This window comes from Pleomorphomonas sp. T1.2MG-36, assembly GCF_950100655.1.
In the GTDB taxonomy this organism is placed as follows: Bacteria; Pseudomonadota; Alphaproteobacteria; order Rhizobiales; family Pleomorphomonadaceae; genus Pleomorphomonas.
This window is the reverse complement of sequence record NZ_CATNLY010000034.1, coordinates 350,641-367,840: the sequence shown is the minus strand read 5'-3', so window position 1 is coordinate 367,840 and position 17,200 is coordinate 350,641. Positions and strand designations below refer to the sequence as shown.

General features: G+C 67.8%; 12 protein-coding genes and 1 tRNA gene. 7 read left to right on the top strand and 6 right to left on the bottom strand.

Annotated elements, in window-relative coordinates; translation table 11 throughout:
* The first annotated feature begins 112 nt into the window (after positions 1–112).
* A complete protein-coding gene (secD, locus tag QQZ18_RS17470; RefSeq protein WP_284542229.1) occupies positions 113–2,647 on the top strand; it encodes a protein translocase subunit SecD in 2,535 nt (844 codons plus the stop codon).
* 188 nt (positions 2,648–2,835) lie between these two features.
* Positions 2,836–3,339 (top strand): rubrerythrin family protein, encoded by a 504-nt coding sequence (locus QQZ18_RS17465; RefSeq protein WP_284542228.1) that lies wholly within the window; start codon positions 2,836–2,838, stop codon positions 3,337–3,339.
* A 120-nt stretch (positions 3,340–3,459) separates the two neighbouring features.
* On the opposite strand, the gene QQZ18_RS17460 is transcribed toward QQZ18_RS17465, so the two are convergent.
* From QQZ18_RS17460 to hemC, 4 genes are all read right to left on the bottom strand, one after another.
* Positions 3,460–3,535, bottom strand: a tRNA-Thr gene (locus tag QQZ18_RS17460).
* 102 nt (positions 3,536–3,637) lie between these two features.
* On the bottom strand, positions 3,638–5,311 hold the full coding sequence (locus QQZ18_RS17455; RefSeq protein ID WP_284542227.1) for a heme biosynthesis protein HemY: 1,674 nt from the start codon (positions 5,309–5,311) through the stop codon (positions 3,638–3,640).
* A 30-nt stretch (positions 5,312–5,341) separates the two neighbouring features.
* The gene (locus QQZ18_RS17450; protein ID WP_284542226.1) at positions 5,342–7,444 is read right to left on the bottom strand and encodes a uroporphyrinogen-III synthase; all 2,103 of its coding nucleotides are present in this window, start codon (positions 7,442–7,444) and stop codon (positions 5,342–5,344) included.
* A gap of 3 nt (positions 7,445–7,447) precedes the next feature.
* The gene (hemC, locus tag QQZ18_RS17445) at positions 7,448–8,368 is read right to left on the bottom strand and encodes a hydroxymethylbilane synthase (RefSeq protein ID WP_284542225.1); all 921 of its coding nucleotides are present in this window, start codon (positions 8,366–8,368) and stop codon (positions 7,448–7,450) included.
* A gap of 211 nt (positions 8,369–8,579) precedes the next feature.
* Here hemC and tsaD point away from each other — a divergent pair, with 211 nt between their 5' ends.
* Both tsaD and QQZ18_RS17435 read left to right on the top strand, forming a co-directional pair.
* Positions 8,580–9,659, top strand: a complete 1,080-nt coding sequence (gene tsaD, locus QQZ18_RS17440; protein WP_284542254.1) for a tRNA (adenosine(37)-N6)-threonylcarbamoyltransferase complex transferase subunit TsaD — start codon at positions 8,580–8,582, stop codon at positions 9,657–9,659.
* The gene (locus QQZ18_RS17435) at positions 9,656–10,639 is read left to right on the top strand and encodes an NAD(P)H-dependent glycerol-3-phosphate dehydrogenase (RefSeq protein WP_284542224.1); all 984 of its coding nucleotides are present in this window, start codon (positions 9,656–9,658) and stop codon (positions 10,637–10,639) included. Before tsaD ends, QQZ18_RS17435 begins: the two co-directional genes overlap by 4 nt.
* A 253-nt stretch (positions 10,640–10,892) precedes the next feature.
* Here QQZ18_RS17435 and QQZ18_RS17430 read toward each other — a convergent pair whose 3' ends face one another.
* Positions 10,893–12,104, bottom strand: coding sequence for an NAD(P)/FAD-dependent oxidoreductase (locus QQZ18_RS17430; protein WP_284542223.1), 1,212 nt, complete (start codon positions 12,102–12,104; stop codon positions 10,893–10,895).
* A gap of 333 nt (positions 12,105–12,437) precedes the next feature.
* Here QQZ18_RS17430 and QQZ18_RS17425 point away from each other — a divergent pair, with 333 nt between their 5' ends.
* Both QQZ18_RS17425 and QQZ18_RS17420 read left to right on the top strand, forming a co-directional pair.
* Positions 12,438–13,466: a hypothetical protein gene (locus tag QQZ18_RS17425; RefSeq protein WP_284542222.1), complete on the top strand. Its 1,029-nt coding sequence runs from the start codon at positions 12,438–12,440 to the stop codon at positions 13,464–13,466.
* Between the two features lie 2 nt (positions 13,467–13,468).
* Positions 13,469–14,482 carry a carbohydrate kinase family protein gene (locus tag QQZ18_RS17420; RefSeq protein WP_284542221.1) on the top strand — a complete coding sequence of 338 codons (1,014 nt, stop codon included), beginning with the start codon at positions 13,469–13,471 and terminating at the stop codon, positions 14,480–14,482.
* A gap of 44 nt (positions 14,483–14,526) precedes the next feature.
* Here the strand turns inward: QQZ18_RS17420 and QQZ18_RS17415 are convergent, their stop codons facing one another.
* The gene (locus QQZ18_RS17415; RefSeq protein WP_284542220.1) at positions 14,527–15,999 is read right to left on the bottom strand and encodes a xylulokinase; all 1,473 of its coding nucleotides are present in this window, start codon (positions 15,997–15,999) and stop codon (positions 14,527–14,529) included.
* Between the two features lie 262 nt (positions 16,000–16,261).
* Between QQZ18_RS17415 and QQZ18_RS17410 the strand changes: the two genes are divergently transcribed.
* Positions 16,262–17,194 carry a substrate-binding domain-containing protein gene (locus tag QQZ18_RS17410; RefSeq protein ID WP_284542219.1) on the top strand — a complete coding sequence of 311 codons (933 nt, stop codon included), beginning with the start codon at positions 16,262–16,264 and terminating at the stop codon, positions 17,192–17,194.
* Positions 17,195–17,200 lie beyond the last annotated feature (6 nt).

Below are 17,200 nucleotides of genomic sequence, written 5' to 3'. Positions count from 1 at the left end.
ACACCAGCCCCGCGCGCCGCCCTTCGCCGCCTGATTTCCCGAACCCGAATCAGGTTTTGCGACCGCTGGCCTCCCATGGGGCGCAGCGACGTCGCTCGGCATGGACATTCCAATGAAGACTTCCCGCTGGCTGGTGGCCCTCTATTCGGCCATCATCGTCCTCGGCATCATCGTCACGCTTCCGAACGTGGTGCCGCAATCCACCCTCGACAATTTTCCCTCCTGGCTGCCGCGCGACAAAGTGTCGCTCGGGCTCGACCTCCGGGGTGGCTCGCATCTCGTTTTGGAGGTGGATGCCGCCGATCTCGTGAAGGAGCGGCTGCAAACTCTGACGCAGGACGCCCGCCGCACGCTGCGCGAGGCGAAGATCGGCACGACATCGATCCGCCGCGCGGGCAACGCCGTGACCGTCAGCCTCGACGATCCCGGACAGACCGCCCGAGCCGCCGGAGAGCTCGGCAAGCTTGCCGCTTCGATCGGCAATCCCGGTCTTGGCGTGACGGCCAGCGATCTCGACATCCGCCAGGGCAACGGCACCGTGACGCTCGCCCTTACCAGCGCCGGTCTCACCGATCGCGCGGCGGCGGCCGTCGAGCAGAGCCTCGAAATCATCCGCCAGCGCATCGACCAGGTTGGTGTCGCCGAGCCGACCATCCAGCGCGTGGGCAGCGACCGCATCCTGGTCCAGCTACCCGGCGTGCAGGATCCGGCGCGCATTCGCGAACTGCTTGGGTCGACCGCCAAGATGGGCTTCCATCTCCTGTCCGACGCGGCGACCGCCGATTTCGTACCGTCGGGTGTGACCATTCTTCGTGACGACGAAGGACGGGCCTATCCCGTCGAAGACCGCGTCGAGCTATCCGGCGATCGCCTTACCGACGCGCGCGTTGGGTTCGATCAGAACACCAACGAACCGATCGTCTCCTTCCGCTTCGATTCGGCCGGCGCCGCTCGCTTTGCCGACATCACCCGTGCCAACGTCGGGCGCCCGTTCGCCATCGTGCTCGACGACAAGGTGCTGAGCGCGCCGGTGATCCGCGAGCCAATCACCGCCGGCTCCGGCCAGATTTCAGGTAGCTTTTCCGTTCAAAGCGCCACCGACCTCGCCGCCATGTTGCGGGCCGGCGCACTGCCGGCCAAGCTGACGGTGATCGAGGAGCGCACCGTCGGCGCCGACCTCGGTGCCGATGCCATCGAGATGGGCATTTCGACCGGTCTCATCGGCTTCGCCCTGGTGTTCGGCTTCATGCTGGTGCTTTACGGCACCTGGGGGTTGCTCGCCAACCTGGCGCTCGCTCTCAACGTCATCCTTACCTTCGCCGGCCTGACGCTGCTCGGGGCGACGCTGACGCTGCCGGGCATCGCCGGCATCGTGCTCGGCATCGGTCTTGCGGTCGATGCCAACGTGCTGATCAACGAGCGCATCCGCGAGGAGTCGCGCAAGGGCATGAGCGCCATCGCGGCGCTCGATGCCGGCTTCAAGCGCGCCTACTCGACCATCGTCGATGGCAACGTCACGGCCCTGATCGCCTCCATTCTGCTGTTCTGGTTCGGTTCCGGTCCGGTGCGCGGCTTTGCCGTCACCATGGGCATCGGCCTGGTCATCTCGATGTTCACCGCCGTGTCGGTGGTGCGGGTTCTGATGCTGTCGATCGTCCGACGCCGCAAGCTCAAGAAGATGGACATCCGGCCGCTTCTGCCGATCAAGCTGATTCCCGACGGCACGGCCATTCCGTTCATGCGGGCGCGCTTCTTCGGCATCGGCTTTTCGGCCTTCTTGTCGCTCGCCTCGATCGGTCTCTTCATCTACCCGGGACTGAACTACGGCGTCGACTTCCGTGGCGGCATCCAGATGCAGGTGGAAACATCCGGGCCTGCCGACCTTGCCGCCTTTCGTTCCGGTCTCGACGGTTTGGGGCTGGGTGAAGTGGCGTTGCAGGCCTTTGGCGACGACAACCATCTGCTCGTCCGAGTCGAACGGCAGGAGGGGGGCGAAGAGGTGCAGACGGTGGCGGTCGAACAGCTCCGGCAGGAGATCACCAAGATCGATGCCTCGGCAAAGGTGATCGGCACCGAAGTGGTCGGCCCCAAGGTGTCGGGCGAGCTCGCGACGGCCGGCGTGCTTGCGGTGATCTTCGCCAGCTTGGCCATGCTGGTCTACATCTGGGTGCGCTTCGAGTGGCCCTTCGCCGTCGGTGCCATCGCTACGCTGGTGCTCGACGTCACCAAGACCGTCGGTTTCTTCGCGCTGACCGGGCTCGACTTCAACCTGACGGCCATCGCGGCGTTGCTCACGCTGGTCGGCTATTCGGTCAACGACAAGGTGGTCGTCTACGATCGCATGCGAGAGAACATGCGACTCTACAAGTCGATGCCGCTGCGCGAACTGATCGACAAGTCGATCAACGAAACGCTGGCGCGCAGCCTCTACACTTCTGCGACGGCCTTCCTGTCGCTGTTGCCGATGGCGATCTGGGGTGGCAGCGCGGTGGAGAGTTTCGCTGTGCCGATGATCTTCGGCATCGTCATCGCCGCCTCGTCGTCGGTGTTCATCGCGGCGCCGATCCTGCTGTTCCTCGGCGACTGGCGGACGCGCCGGCGGCACAGCCAGCCGGTGCCGGCCAACGGCGCTCCGTCCGAGGCTTGAGTAGACGAGGAGGCCGGATCCGTCCGGCCTCTTCCTTTTTGGGCCAGCGATCCCTCCTTAGAAAAAATCTCAAGTCCATAGGGCATTTCACGGGGTTGTCCCGATACTCGGGCCTGGACTGCCGGGCTAGTCTCTTGGGTCGGGGACCCGCGACGTCCCCCTCGTCGCTCAACAAAAAGGCTAGCAACATGCCCACCACCACGGACAACCTCAAGGAAGCCTTCGCCGGCGAAAGCCAGGCCAACCGCAAGTATCTCGCCTATGCCGATGCCGCCGTCCGGGAAGGCAAGCCGGGCGTCGCCAAGCTGTTCCGCGCCGTCGCCGCCGCCGAGACCATCCATGCCCACGCCCATTTGCGCGCGCTCGGCGCCATCAAGGGCACGCTCGACAACCTCGCGGACGCCATGGAAGGCGAGAGCCACGAGTTCACCTCGATGTATCCGGCGATGGTCGCAACGGCCAAGGCCGAGGGGCATAAGCGCGCCATTCGGTCGATGACCGAGGCGATGGAAGTGGAGAAGATCCACTATGGCCTGTTCGGCGATGCGCTGGACGCGGTGAAGGCCGGCGGCGACCTCGGCGATGTCGTCATTCGGATCTGCCCGAACTGCGGCCATACGGTGATCGGCGATGCGCCGGAAGCCTGTCCTGTCTGCGCTTGCGCCGGCGAACACTACAAGATCATCGAGTGATCCCATTCCGGCGCCGCCACGGACGGGCGGCGGCGCTGGCCTTCCCGATCAGGGCGATTGCCTTCGGACACGCGACGCGTTCCGATCGATGCAGAGTGCTGTGGGTGGAAAGGCAGGAAGTGGTGCCGCACGACGGATTCGAACCGCCGACCCCATCATTACGAATGACGTGCTCTACCAACTGAGCTAGTGCGGCGCCGGCGCGGGAAGCGATCCCGCGCGACGGGGCGTTGATACCGGCATCCCCGGCTAATTTCAAGCACCGCTTCGGAAGAAAATGAAGCCGGCGCCGATAGCCTCACGAGAAGGGCGATTGCGGCGTCAGGCTGCGTGCCAGCCCCTTGCCGTTGGCCGGTCCCGGATCGTCGGGCGGTGGCGGCAACACGGCCAGAGGATCGACCACGACCCCACCCGTTGCCTCCGCCGGCTCCACGGCCGTGGCGGGCTTTGCGGGCGCCACGGCGATGATCGGAGCAGCGGGTGTCTCGGCCTTTTCCGGTGTCGCGATCGGCTCGTCCTGTGGTTCGGCGACCTGTCGTGCCGGCGGTTGCCGTTCCATTTCGGCGATAGGAGGGGGAGCGTCCGGCGCTTCTTCCGTTTCCGTGGCCGGCAGTGCTTCCGGAGCGGACGGTGCGTGTGGCGTTGCCGCGATGACGGCAAGGTCGTTACCGTCGATCGCTTCGCCTATCTCGCGCTCGGCGGGCACCCGCCATTCCACCGCGTCAAGCCGGCCCGACAACGGGGAAAGCGGCTGCCAGGCGTCGAGCACCAGACCGTCGGCGGTCCAGGCGGCGTCGCGCGGCGCGCGCACCGCGCGGGCGAGCCACTCGCGGACGCGGCCGATATCGCCGCTTTCGCTTTCCTCAAGCTCCGCCATCATCAGACAGACGCGTTCGGTCGGCGCCTGACGCAAGGCCTTGGCAAGTGCCTCGCGGGCCAGCGAGAACTCGCGGGCGTCGAGCGCGGCCCGGGCCACGGTCACCGCGCCTTCGGGATGCACCGGCTTCAGGTTTTCCAGCATGCGGGCGCGCTTCAGGCGGTCACGTGCCGAATCGCCCGGCCGCAGATGCAGATAGGCCACGGCGAGATCGGGATGCGGGTTCAGCTTCCAGGTGGCTTCCAGGACCTTCGCCGCCCGGCGGGTGTCAAGCTGGCGAGCCAGCGTGCGCGCCGCGACGGTGGCTGCCGGCACGAAGTCCGGCGCGATCTTGTGGGCTTCGAGCGCGAAGGCACGAGCCTTTTCCGGTTCGCCATCCTCGACTTCAAGCGCGCGGGCGGTGAGCAGCACTGCCCGCAGACGGTTCGCGTCGCCCTTGCCGACCAAGCGCCCGGCGACATTCTGATCGAGCACGGACAGCGCTTCGCCCCAGTTCCGGTCGGCGGAGAGATAATCCATCATGGCGGCGCCAGCCCAAGGCAGCGCGGGATTCTCCTTCTGCGCTTCGGCGGCGAACTGGCGGGCTGCTGCCGCCTCGCCGGCGCGCGTCGCTTCGATATAGAGACCGCGGAGACCGAGCAGGCGCGTTTCCGACGCCTTCAGCATGCGCGTGAAGGCTTGGCGAGCGGCGTCGCTCCGGCCTTCGAGCTGGGCGGCCTGGGCGGCGAGCAGCAGGACCAGCGGTTCGCTTTCCAGAAAACGGTTGGCTTCGGTGGCTTCGCGCTGGGCAAGGCGGTAATCGCCCGAGCCGACGGCGATCATGCCGCGCGACAGAGCCCGGTAGCCACGGTCGCGACGGCGGCCGGCGAAGTAGGTGCGCAGGCCGCGCGGGGCGCGCCACAGGCCGGACGTGACTTTCCAAATGACCAGAAGGGCAACCGCGAGAACCAGCAGCGCGACCACGACGACGCGCAGGGGCGGCGCCGCGGCACCGCCCGGCCAACTGATCGAGACGGCAACCGGCACGCCACCCAACCAATCGAAGGCGAGGACGGCGATGAACAGTGCGGCGACCGACAGAAGAATGCGGATCATCTCGGGGCCTTTCCGAAGCGGGCGGCGGGGTCAGTCTGCGGCGGGCACCGACAGGCGATCGACGATACGGGCGGAGATGGCCTTGACGCCGGCATCGACGCGAACGCGAGCATCGAGATCGGCAAGCCACGCCTCGGCCGGTGGACGCGCCCAGGCCGGCAAGGTGTCGGCAGCGGCCTTGGCGGCAGCGGCGTCACCCCGTTCGAGCGCCGCCCGGATCGCCTCGACGGCGCCGGAGGCGGGGTCGGTGACGGCGGGGCCGGTTTCGCGATAGTTGACCAAGGATTTGGCGCTATCGAAAACGCCATCCATCCAGCCCTTGCCGGGCTCCACCGGCCGCCGAGCCAGCATGGCATCGACCGGCAGCGTGGCCAGCAGCCGGTCGCGGGTGGGTACACCCGTTTCGGCATGTGTCCTGAGGTCGCCGAGACCGGGAAGATCGGGGGCGGCGGCTGCGATCACGGCGAGGTCGGTCGCGAACGGCAGGCCGGCATCGATCTTGCCGGACAGCGAGGTGAGGGCGAGCGACAAGGCGGCGATTTCGCCACCCTTTGGGGCATTGGCAAGGCGCTCTTCGACGGCGGCGAGCCGAGGCGCCAAGGCAGCGTTGTCGGCCTTCAGCGCATCGGCTGCCGCGGCCAGTTCGGTGATGCGGCCTTCCAGCGCGGTGAGTGCGGCAGGATCGACGGTCGGCTTTTCGGCCGCCGCCTTCTCGGTCGCATCCAGCCGGGCGGCGAGATCATCGATGCGGGTCGCGAGTGGGGCGAAATCCACGGTCGGAACTTCGCGCCCTTCAAGGGAGGCGATGCGGCTGCCGAGCGTCTCCGTCGCCTGCTGGCCTGCCGCCAGCCGGTCGGCGACCTCGCCGAGGCGCGCTTCCAGCGTTGCCGGATCGACACTGCTGGTTTCCTCGCGGCTGCCGCCGACAGGCAGAACCGCGAGCATAACCAGGGCTGCGGCACAGCCGCCGACGAGGCCGGAGCCCAGGAGAGGCAGCAGCGCCTTCATCTGGCTGGGCCGATCGGTGCGTGGTGGCGCAGCGGCTTCCGCTGCTGCGTCCACCCCGCCATCGGTGGCTCCCATCATCGGTCTGTCCGGCTTTGGCGGATCGCCGATGGGGGGCAGATCTCCGGGCGGTGGCTCGATCGGAGGAACGTCCGGCCCGGGCGGTTCGATGATAGGCTTCTCCGGTTCCGGAGGTTGGGGAGCTGGCGGCTCGGGAACGGGCGGTTCGCGAGGCGGTTCCTGGGGTGGCTTGGGCGGTTGGGCGGCCTTTGCCACCTCCGTCGCTTCAAGGTCGATGACTGGAGCTTTCGGGCGATTGCGCCGGCCGGCGTCCTTGCGGTGGTCTTCGGATACCATGGTCTCAAGTCCCTCCGCTTCTTGCTCGCCGCCGACAGTTTCGCGCAGCCGGGCGGCGAGCGCAACGCTGGCTTCAACGAGAGCCGGTCCTGTCGGTTCCGCCGCGACGACCAGTTCGGCGACACGGCCGCCGAGCGGCGCCGCCGCCGCTTCGGACAACGCCACCGCGCCGAGACGGGCGAGGCGGGGCGCCCAGTCCATTGCGTCCATCAGATCAACGAAAGCTTGCGCGGAGCGGCGCGAGGCGACGATCAGCCCGGTGATGTGCTCCTCGGCGAAGGCGTCGGCGATTTCGGGGGCGAGCGTCAGTCGCGGTTCGGCCCGGTAGAGCTCGGCCTCCGAAACGGCGACGCCGAGCGCTGCCAGCCGGCCGGCGATGTCGCCTGCCTTGTCGCGACCGCCGGCGTGGATCAGGCGGTGAAAGCCGGTTCGGGCGACGAGGTCGACGAGGTCGTCGGCGTTGCCGTCGGCCGAACGTACATCTGTGAAACCGGCGGCGCGGGCATCGTGGGCGGTGCCTCCACCGACGGCGATCACCGGCAGCCGGATGAGGGTATCGAGGCCCTCCGCCCCCTTCAGGATCGCCACGGTCTGGCGCGAGGTGAGGATCAACGCCTCGGCCTCGGGGTCGGCCATCCGGACGCGGCCGGCAGGGTCGGACGCGGGCTCGATGCTCAGCATGGGTTCGGCAAGGGCCGGAACGCCTCGGGCGGCGAGCGCCGCCACCATGTCGCTCGCCTGCGGTTCCGGACGGAGGACGAGTAGAACCATGGCTCAGCTCCCGCCGAAGAAACCGGGCCCGGCAAGCGCGGCGAGGTGGGCACCCAGACGATCGCCGACGCTCTCCGGGTCGGTGCCGCTGTCCCGACCTTCGTGGGCAACGCTTCCATCCGGCGTCAGGATCAAGCCATGGAGATCGACGCGACCGTCCGCCACCGTGGCATGTCCGGCGATCGGCGTGCGGCAGGACCCGTCGAGCCGGGCGAGATAGGCGCGTTCGCAGGCAAGCGCCGTGGCCGTCGGCGCATGGTGGATCGGCGCCAGCAGTTCGGCAATCCGCGCGTCATCGATCCGGCTCTCGATGCAGATCGCGCCCTGACCGACGGCAGGCGGAAAGGTCTCGATATTCAGAATCTCGGTCGCCACGTCGAGCATGCCGAGCCGCTTCAGACCGGCGACCGCAAGCAGCGTCGCGTCGGCGATGCCTTCGCGGAGCTTGCGCAGCCGGGTCTGGACGTTGCCGCGATAGGGGATCACCACCAGGTCGGGACGGAGGCGGCGGACGATCGCGCCGCGCCTCAGCGACGCCGTGCCGACCACCGCACCCTCGGGCAGTTCGGCAAGCGAGCCGTATTTCAGCGAAACGAAGGCATCGCGCGCGTCCTCGCGCTCCAGGAAGTGGCCGAGCACGAGGCCGTCGGGCAGAACCGTCGGCATGTCCTTGGAGGAGTGGACGGCGATGTCGAGGACGCCGGTCGACAGGCCGGCCTCGATTTCCTCGGTGAACAGGCCCTTGCCGCCCACCTCGGCGAGCGGTCGATCCTGGATGCGGTCGCCAGCCGTGCTGATCGGCACGATCTCAACTTCTGGCGCCCTTGCTCCCCAAGCGGCGATCAAACGGTCGCGGACCTCATGGGCCTGGGCAAGAGCGAGCGGACTGCCGCGCGTGCCGAGACGGATGGGTTTTGGTTGCACCGGTTCGCTCCCCGTGTGATAGAGCCGTGAAACGAAGGCGTCGGCCGGCCGACGGTCGAAGACGGCGGCGAATCGTCCCTAACGTCTCGCCTTGTCATGGCAACACTTGGACCATGGGACGGCGCGAGGCAACGTGTTCTTGGGTCTCGCCTTTCGAGACCGCATCGGCATCGGCGAAGAGGGATTGACCAGGATGGGCGACCTTGGGGATATCGTCGTTCTCGGGCTCGAAAGCTCCTGCGACGAGACCGCCGCCGCCGTCGTGCGGCGCTGCGCCGATGGATCGGGCGAAATTCTTTCCAACGTCGTCTTCTCGCAGATCGAGCAACACGCGGCCTTCGGCGGCGTGGTGCCGGAGATCGCCGCCCGTGCCCATGTCGAGGTGATGGACGGCCTCGTCGAGGCGGCGCTTGCCGAGGCGGGGTATACGCTCGGCGAAGTCGATGCGGTGGCGGCGACGGCCGGGCCCGGTCTGATCGGCGGCGTGCTGATCGGCCTCACCACGGCCAAGGCGCTGGCCTACGCGGCGAGAAAGCCGCTTGTCGCCGTCAATCACCTCGAGGGGCATGCGCTGACCGCCCGCCTCACACATGGCGTCGAGTTTCCCTACCTGCTGCTGCTGGTCTCCGGCGGACACAGCCAGATTCTGAGGGTCGATGGCGTCGGCCGATACACGCGCATCGGCACCACCATCGACGATGCGCTCGGCGAGGCGTTCGACAAGACGGCCAAGCTGCTTCAGCTCGGCTACCCCGGTGGGCCGGCGGTGGAGAAGATGGCGGCCGAGGGCGACGCCCGCCGCGTCGCGCTGCCCCGGCCACTTATCGGCCGCGACGAGCCCAACTTCTCCTTCTCCGGCCTCAAGACGGCGGTGCGCCATGAAGCGGAGGCTCTGGCGCCGCTTTCCCGGCAGGACGTGGCCGACATCTGCGCCTCGTTCCAGGCGGCGGTATCGGATGTGGTGGCCGACCGGGTCGGCCTTGCCGTGCGGCGGTTTGCCGGGACGCTTGCCGACGGACGCCCGCCGGTGCTGGTGGTGGCCGGTGGCGTTGCCGCCAACAAGGCGATCCGCGCCCGGCTCGACGCCGTGATGGCGGATCTCAATGGCCGTCTCGTCGTACCGCCCGGCAACCTTTGCACCGACAACGGAGCCATGATCGCCTGGGCCGGCGCCGAACGGCTGGCGCTCGGCCATACCGACGGATTTGACGTGGCGGCACGACCGCGCTGGCCGCTCGACGACGTTGCCGTGCCGCTCGTCGGCCATGGCCGGCTGGGGGCGAAGGTATGACCAACACCATCGGCGTCTACGGAGCCGGCGCCTGGGGCTCGGCGTTGGCGTTGACGGCGGCGCGGGCGGGCGCCGAGGTGATCCTTTGCGGCCGGGATGCCGGCGAGGCCGACAGGCTGAACGCCACGCGGCGTAGCGCGCATCTTCCGGATGCCGTCTTTCCGTCGGCGATAACGGCCCATTTCGATCCGGCCTCGCTTGCGGGTGTCGAGCTCGTGCTCCTTGCCGTACCCGCCCAGTCCTGCCGACTGGCGGCGGCGACGCTTGCCGAGGTCGTCGGGTCGGAAACGGCGATCGTCTCCTGCGCCAAGGGCATCGAACAGGCAACCGGCGCCCGGCCGTCGGTCGCAATCGGGGCGGCGCTTCCGGGTCGGCGAGTGGCTGTGCTGTCGGGGCCTGGTTTCGCCGACGATGTGGCGCGCGGCTTGCCGACGGCGGTGACGATCGCCGCCGAGGACGCGGCGCTTGCCGACGCCATTTGCCGCCGGCTCGCCGGTCCCACGTTCCGGCCCTATGCCGCCACCGACATCGCCGGCGTCGAGATGGGCGGCGCGTTGAAGAACGTGTTGGCGATCGCCGCCGGCATCGTCGCCGGCCGCGCGCTCGGTGCGTCGGCGCAGGCGGCCGTCATCACGCGCGGCTTCGTCGAGATGCGCCGGCTGGCCGCCGCCTTCGGTGCCGAGGCCGAGACGCTGATGGGCCTCTCCGGCTTTGGCGATCTGGTGCTGACCTGCTCGTCCACCCAGTCGCGAAACTATTCCTTCGGGCTTGGCATCGGCCGGGGAGAGCCGCCGGCAAGCTTCGGCAAACTGGCTGAAGGCGCTGCTACCGTCGGTATCGCCGTTCAGAAGGCGGCCGACTTTTCGGTCGAGGTTCCGATCATGGCCGCCGTGGCCGAGGTGCTCGCCGGCCGCCTTTCGGTCGACGATGCCGTCGACCGGCTGATGGCGCGTCCGCTCAAGCGGGAAAATATCATCTGAAATCGGCTGGCCGTTGCAATTTGCAACGCGAATGGGGGCGTGCTGCCGAGGCGATCAACATATAGCACCCCTTCGGTTCATTTTGGGCCATATGTTGAAGTCGGCAAAATTGTGCCCGGAAACCGAATCGCAACCATGATCGACGAAACTCCTCTGCGTCGGCATCAGGTCGCGCGTAGCCGGCCGGTCCGAATGGACACCGGGTCCGTCCTCGTAATGTTCTTGCGTCGAGGACGGCCCGAGCCCCTTCTTCTCATCCCAGCAGTTCCTTGAGCGGCTTCGTCTCGATGTCGTGACGGGCTATGCGCTTGCCGGCTTCCAGAAGCTTTTTCGCCGTCACGAAGGCGGCGGGGAAATTGAAAGCGTCGACGGCGATCATCGCCCCTGCCGCAAAATACCAGACCGCGTGGCTGCCCGGGCGTGGGCCGTCCGCCTTCAGCGTGTCGTCGTAACCGTGGTGGAGGCCGGCGATCTGCAGCTTGGCGTCATACTGGTCGGACCAGAACCATGGTTGCGGCACGTAGGCGCCGCCCATGCCGATCAGCGCCGCGGCGGCGGCTTCTCCTTGGTCGAAAGCGTTCTGCACCGACTCAAGGCGAACCAGCCGATCACCGTAAGGGAAGCGCGCGCAGTCGCCGATTGCAAGAATGTCGGGGTCGGAGGTGCGTGCGAGCTCGTCGACCAGGATGCCGTCGTCGACGGCAAGGCCCGAGGCTTCGGCCAAGCCCGCATTGGGCGCCACACCGATGCCGACGACGGCGAGATCGGCGGCGATCGTCCTGCCGTCCATCAGCTCGGCACCGGTAAGGTGACCTTCGGTGCCGACCAGACGAACGATGGACGTGCTTTCGAGGATGTCGACGCCGTGGGTGCGATGCAGATCGCGGACGAGGTCCGCCGTCGCGGCGGCGGCGACGCGCTTCAGGATGCGGTCGGCGAGTTCGATGACCGTGACCTCGAGGCCGCGCGTTCTGGCAACCGCCGCCGTCTCCAGGCCGACATAGCCGCCGCCGATCACCAGCAGGCGACGCCCGGGTTGGAAATCCGCCATCAGCGCGTCGGCGTCGGCCTTGTCGCGGAGCGTGTAGACGCCCTGAAGGTCGCCGCCGATCACCGGCGGAAGGCGGCGCGGCGTGGCGCCGGTCGCCAGAACCAGAGTGGCATAGGCAAGCTCCTGTCCGTCATCGAGGGCGGCGACCCGTCGCGTCCTGTCGATTGCGGTGGCCTTGCGGCCGGTCAGCACCGTCACGTCATTGGCTTCGTACCAGGCCGGCGGCTTCAGCAGCAGCCGGTCGAAGGTCGCCTCGCCGACAAGATACTTCTTGGACAGCGGCGGACGCTGGTAGGGCAGGACCGGCTCGTCGCCCACGATCGTCACGGGACGGTCGGACCCGAGCGCGCGGAGCTTGCCCGCGAAGGCGGCGGCTGCCTGGCCGGCGCCAATGATGACAATGGGATCGCTCATTGTTTTCTCCCGCTAGGACGGAGCCTGCTGTGGGCCTGGGGCAAGCTATATCGGGATCGCGCCTTGCGCGGAAGCATGGGCCTTGGGGTGCAGGCGACGCGCCTTCCGTCTTTGGTCGCATCGGCCGTCAAGCACTGCCCTTAAGCCGGAACGGGGCTTGTCACCCGCTTTGAACCGTCACAACATGCGGGGCGGGCGCGTGACGATCCGTGGATCGGGCTGCGACCCGAGCGCAAGAAAATGGGCCGCCTTTTCGCCGTTGGCAGGAGGGCGGGAGGAAACGTGGAGCCGCGCGGCCGGGGAGGGCCCGGCACCGGCGGATTGGAGTGACCGATGTTCCGTCTTGACGAGAAGCTTGCCCGCATCCGGGCGGGCGCCTACACGCGCGCCGATTTCATCATCGCCGATGCCAAGGACCCGGACATGGGGCCGTCGATCCCCGGCGCCGGTCCCCTCAGAGCCAAGGACGGAACGCTCGGTCGCTACCAGACGCGCCCGGAGTTTCTTGAGAACGTCCGCGCCATCGTCGAGCAGGACATCGTCGATATCATGCTGACGTCGGCCTCCAGTCTTGAGCTGCTCAACGAACATGGCGTCTACAAGAATTCCAAGGTGAAGCCGGCCATCCGCGCCAACGACACGACCGACATCTGGTTCGTACGTGGTGGCGTCTACCCCAAGAAGCCGTCGCGGCCGTTCCGCACCGCGTCGCTGTCGCGCGTGACGACCGGCACCGTCGATCCGGCGCCCGGCGCACCGCTGGTCGGCACCGACCTCGGCCTCTATTCGATGACCTTCAACAACGATCTCGATCACGACTACGCCTCGCTCGAGGCGTTTAGCGATTTCCGCTACGAGGCATCGCTGAACGGCTTCAAGTACTTCCTTGAGGTGTTCAACCCCAATGTCGACACCGGTATCGATGCCGATCTCGTGCCGCACTACATCAACGACTGCATCGCCCGCTGCCTTGCCGGCGTGACGAAGGCCGACCGGCCGGAGTTCCTGAAGATCGCCTACAACGGCCCCAGGGCGATGGAGGAGCTGGCCTCCTACGATCCGACGATCATCGTCGGCGTGCTTGGCGGTGGCGCCGGCACGACGCGCGATTGCTACGAGCTGCTCTTCCAGTCCGAGAAATACGGCGCCCGCGTCGCTCTGTTCGGCCGCAAGATCAACCTCGCCGAGGATCCGCTCAGCATGGTCAAGCATATGCGGGCGGTGGCGAGCGGCGATCTCACGCCGTCGGAGGCGGTAAAGTCCTACCACGGCGATCTCGCCAAGGCCGGGATCAAGCCGAGTCGCGAGCTCGCCGCCGATCTTGAAGTGACGGAGAAGCCGCTCAAGGCCGGGCTCGCCTGATCATGGCGGCAAGACGCGGCATCGTCACCGGAGGGACCTGGTGCGTCGACAACAACCGCGTGGTCAGCTTCTGGCCGGAGGAGGACGGCATTGTCGAAATCCTCTCCCAGGAACTGGCCGGCGGCGGTTCCGGCTGCAACCTTGCGGTCGATATCCGCCATCTCGATCCGAACATGCCCGTTGAGACCATCGCCATCGTCGGTGACGACGAAGGCGGGCGGTTTCTGCGCGGCATCGCCGAGGAAGCTGGCATCGATCACCGCCAAATGCACGTCGACGGTTCGCTGCCGACGCAGTTTACCGACGCCTATGCCTCTGCGGCGACCCACCGCCGTACGCATCTGTTCGCGAAAGCGGTGGCGGCGGCGCTCACGCCCGATCATTTCGATCTCGCGGCGACGACTGGGCGCATCCTTCACCTGGGGCTGCCGGGCTTCCATAAGCAGCTCGACGGCGTCTGGGAGGATGGCGACAATGGCTGGGTGACGATACTCAAGAAGGCGCGCGCGGCTGGACTCAAGACCAACATCGAGCTGGCCAGCCTCGAACCCCGCATCCTCGCCGATACCGTCATGCCCTGTCTCGATCATCTCGACTATGTCGTGGTCAATGACGTCGAGATCGGAGCGTTGGCCGGGCTTCCCACCGTCAGCCATGGCGTGACCGACGCCGACCTTTGCGAGGCGGCGGCGCGGAAGGTGCTCGACGATGGCGCCATGGAGCTGGTGGTGGTTCACTGGCCGAAGCTTGCCATCGCCGTGACGCGCGATGGCACGGTGGCCAGGAAAACCTCGTGCGCCATCCCGCCCGATCTGGTGATCGGGGCCAACGGGGCCGGCGACGCCTTTGCCGCTGGCATGATCTATGGCGTTCACGAGGATTGGCCGCTCGAGAAATCGCTGGCGCTGGCACACGCCACGGCGGCCTGCTCGCTGCGTTCGGTCACCACGTCAGGATCCGTGGTCGGCTGGCAGGAGACGCTGAAGCTGGCGGATGCCTGGGGTTGGCGAACCTGACGACGATGTCCCCGGCAGTTCGGCTGCCGGGGGCTTTCGCCGGCTTACCAGCCGGAAAAGGCCGCGCGCGCCGCGTTGAATGGCTTCAGCGCCGCGTAGAGTGCGCGATACTCGCCATAGAGAAAATCCATCCGATCGCGCCGTGACGGGTCGGGCTCGAACAAGCGGTCGGTGACGACCAGGCTGCTCGCCGCCGCGTCGATCGATGGGAAACAGCCTGCACCGACACCGGCCAGGATGGCGGCCCCGAGAACGCCGGCATCGAGCGTCTTGAGGCGGCGGATCGGTCGGTCCAGCATGTCGGCGCGAATCTGGCACCACGGGTCGGAAGCGCCGCCGCCGCCGGCCATCGAGAAGCCGGTTGCCGCCCGCCCGGCCGATGCCTCCAGCGCCTCAAGCAGCCAACGCACCGATGAGGCCACGCCCTCGAAGACGGCGCGCGTCAGCTCGGCCGGTCCCATCGAGCCGTCCAGCCCGACGAAGGCGCCGCGCGCGCCGATATCCCAGATCGGGGCGCGTTCGCCCTGAAGGTGGGGCAGGAACAGCGGCGTCGGACGATGGGGATCGCTGGCGGCGACGAGGGCCGACAGCTCCGAGGGCGAGCGTCCCGTGAGGTTCGACAGCCAAGCGAGCGAGGCGCCGCCGGCCTGCGTCGGGCCGGCATGCATGGTGATGCCCTCACAGGTCGGGAATGCGATGACGCCGGCGGCGGGATGGCGCACGCTCGACACCAGACCGACGATCTCCGACGTGCCCGACAGGTACATGCATTCGCCGTTGCCAAGCGCGCCGGTGCCGATGAGGCCGGCCCAGGCATCCATGGCGCCGGTCACCATCGGTGCGCCGGCGAGCGGCAGTCCCGCCCGGATGCGGCCGGCTGACTGGGTGAAGCTCCGAAGCGGTGGCAGACGGTCGGCGATGCCCGGAACGAGGTCGAGAAGGCGGGGCACGTAGGCGAGCGATTGATCGATGACGCCGAAGGCGGTCATCGGGTCGGCCGTCGGCTCGCCGGTGAGCTGGAAAAGACAATAGTCCTTGGGTGCCATCATCCAGCGCGTCCGCCCCCAGAGGTCGGGGTGATGCCGCTTCAACCAGAGGGCCCGGGCAAGCGGATGGCTGGCATCGATCGGCAGCGGCGCCCCCCACCAGCCGATGCGTTCCTCGGAGGAAATCTGCGCATCGAGTTCGGCCGCTTCCGCGCCGGCGCGGCCGTCCTGCCAGGTGATGGCAGGCATCAGCGGCGCGCCGTCCATGCCAACGAACACATGGGTGTTGACCTGGCTGGTCAAGCCGACGGCTGCGACCGCGCCATCCGTCAAACCGTCCGACAGGCGCGTCAGCGCCGCCGAAACGCGCCTGGTCCAATCGGCGGGGTCCTGTTCGGCGAGCCCGGGTGCCGGTCGCAGCATGGGATACGGGTCGGCGAAGGCGCGGAGCGCCGTGCCACCGGCGTCGAACAGCGTGGCCTTGACCGAGGTGGTGCCGACGTCGATGCCGACGAGAAGGGGCGTCATCATGGAAGAGATCCGACTGGCAAAGAATGCGCCGCCGAGATCACCACGCCGGCTACGGCCTGTCCATGGCGGTTTGTCGCTTTCCGACCGAAAAGACCCGTTTGACGAGAGGCTTGGCCTTGCCGACACGCCAGGAATCGCGATCGATCGGCCGGCTTCGTGTTGAACGGCATCCCTCCGGCTGCTAACTGTTTTTGGGCCGGCGGGGAGAAGGAGGACAGGTGCCTCCGACGACCGGCCCTAGAGAAAAATGGGGAACGCACACATGACTGCTACGCTCCGCATGCGGCTTCCGGCCGCCGCGCTGTTTCTTTCTGCCGTGTTCGCGACCGGCGCCGCCATGGCGGCCGGCAAGATCGCGGTGATCACGCCCTATCTCGCCCAGCCGGGCACCCAGTTCTACGTCGAGGCCTTCCAGGCCGCCGCCAAGGACAAGGCCTGGGACGTCAACGTCATCGATACCAAGGGCGATGTCGCCGCCGTCATCTCTCGCCTTGAGGATGCCGCGACGCAGAAGGTCGACGCGGTGGTGATCAACGTCGATCCGGCGCAGGTCGAGGCGGGGCTCGCCGCCGTCAAGGACGCCGGCATTCCGGTGGTCGGCATGGATGCGGGCGCCAGCCCCTATCTCGTCACCAACGTCACGTCGAACGGCTATGCCATGGCTGCCGACACCGCCGCCTATGTCGCCAACCGGATCGGCGGCAAGGGCAACGTCGTCATGTTCGTGTTCGACGCCTTTCCGCCGGTGCAGGTGCGTGGCGTGATCGCCGACGCCGTGTTCGGCAACAATCCCGACATCAAGGTCTTGGACCGCGTGACGCCCGACGTTTCGGACGGCGGCATCGCCGACAGCCGCGCCAAGATGGAGGCGATCCTCGCCGCCAACCCGGACAAGGGGTCGATCTCGGCCGTCTGGGCGGCCTGGGACCAGCCGGCGCTCGGCGCTCTGCAGGCGATCGAGGCGGCGGGACGGCAGGACGAGGGCATCGTCATCACCGGCATCGACGCCAACCCGCAGGCTCGCGAGGCGATCGCCACCGGTGGCAACTTCGAAGCGTCGATGGCGCAGGATTTCCACGGCATCGGCAAGGCCGCCGCCGAGGCCGTCGCGCAGACGCTCTCCGGCAAGCCGCCGAAGTCGTCGGTCATCTACGTGCCGACCAAGCTGATCACCGCCGACAACGTCAAGGACTGACGGCGT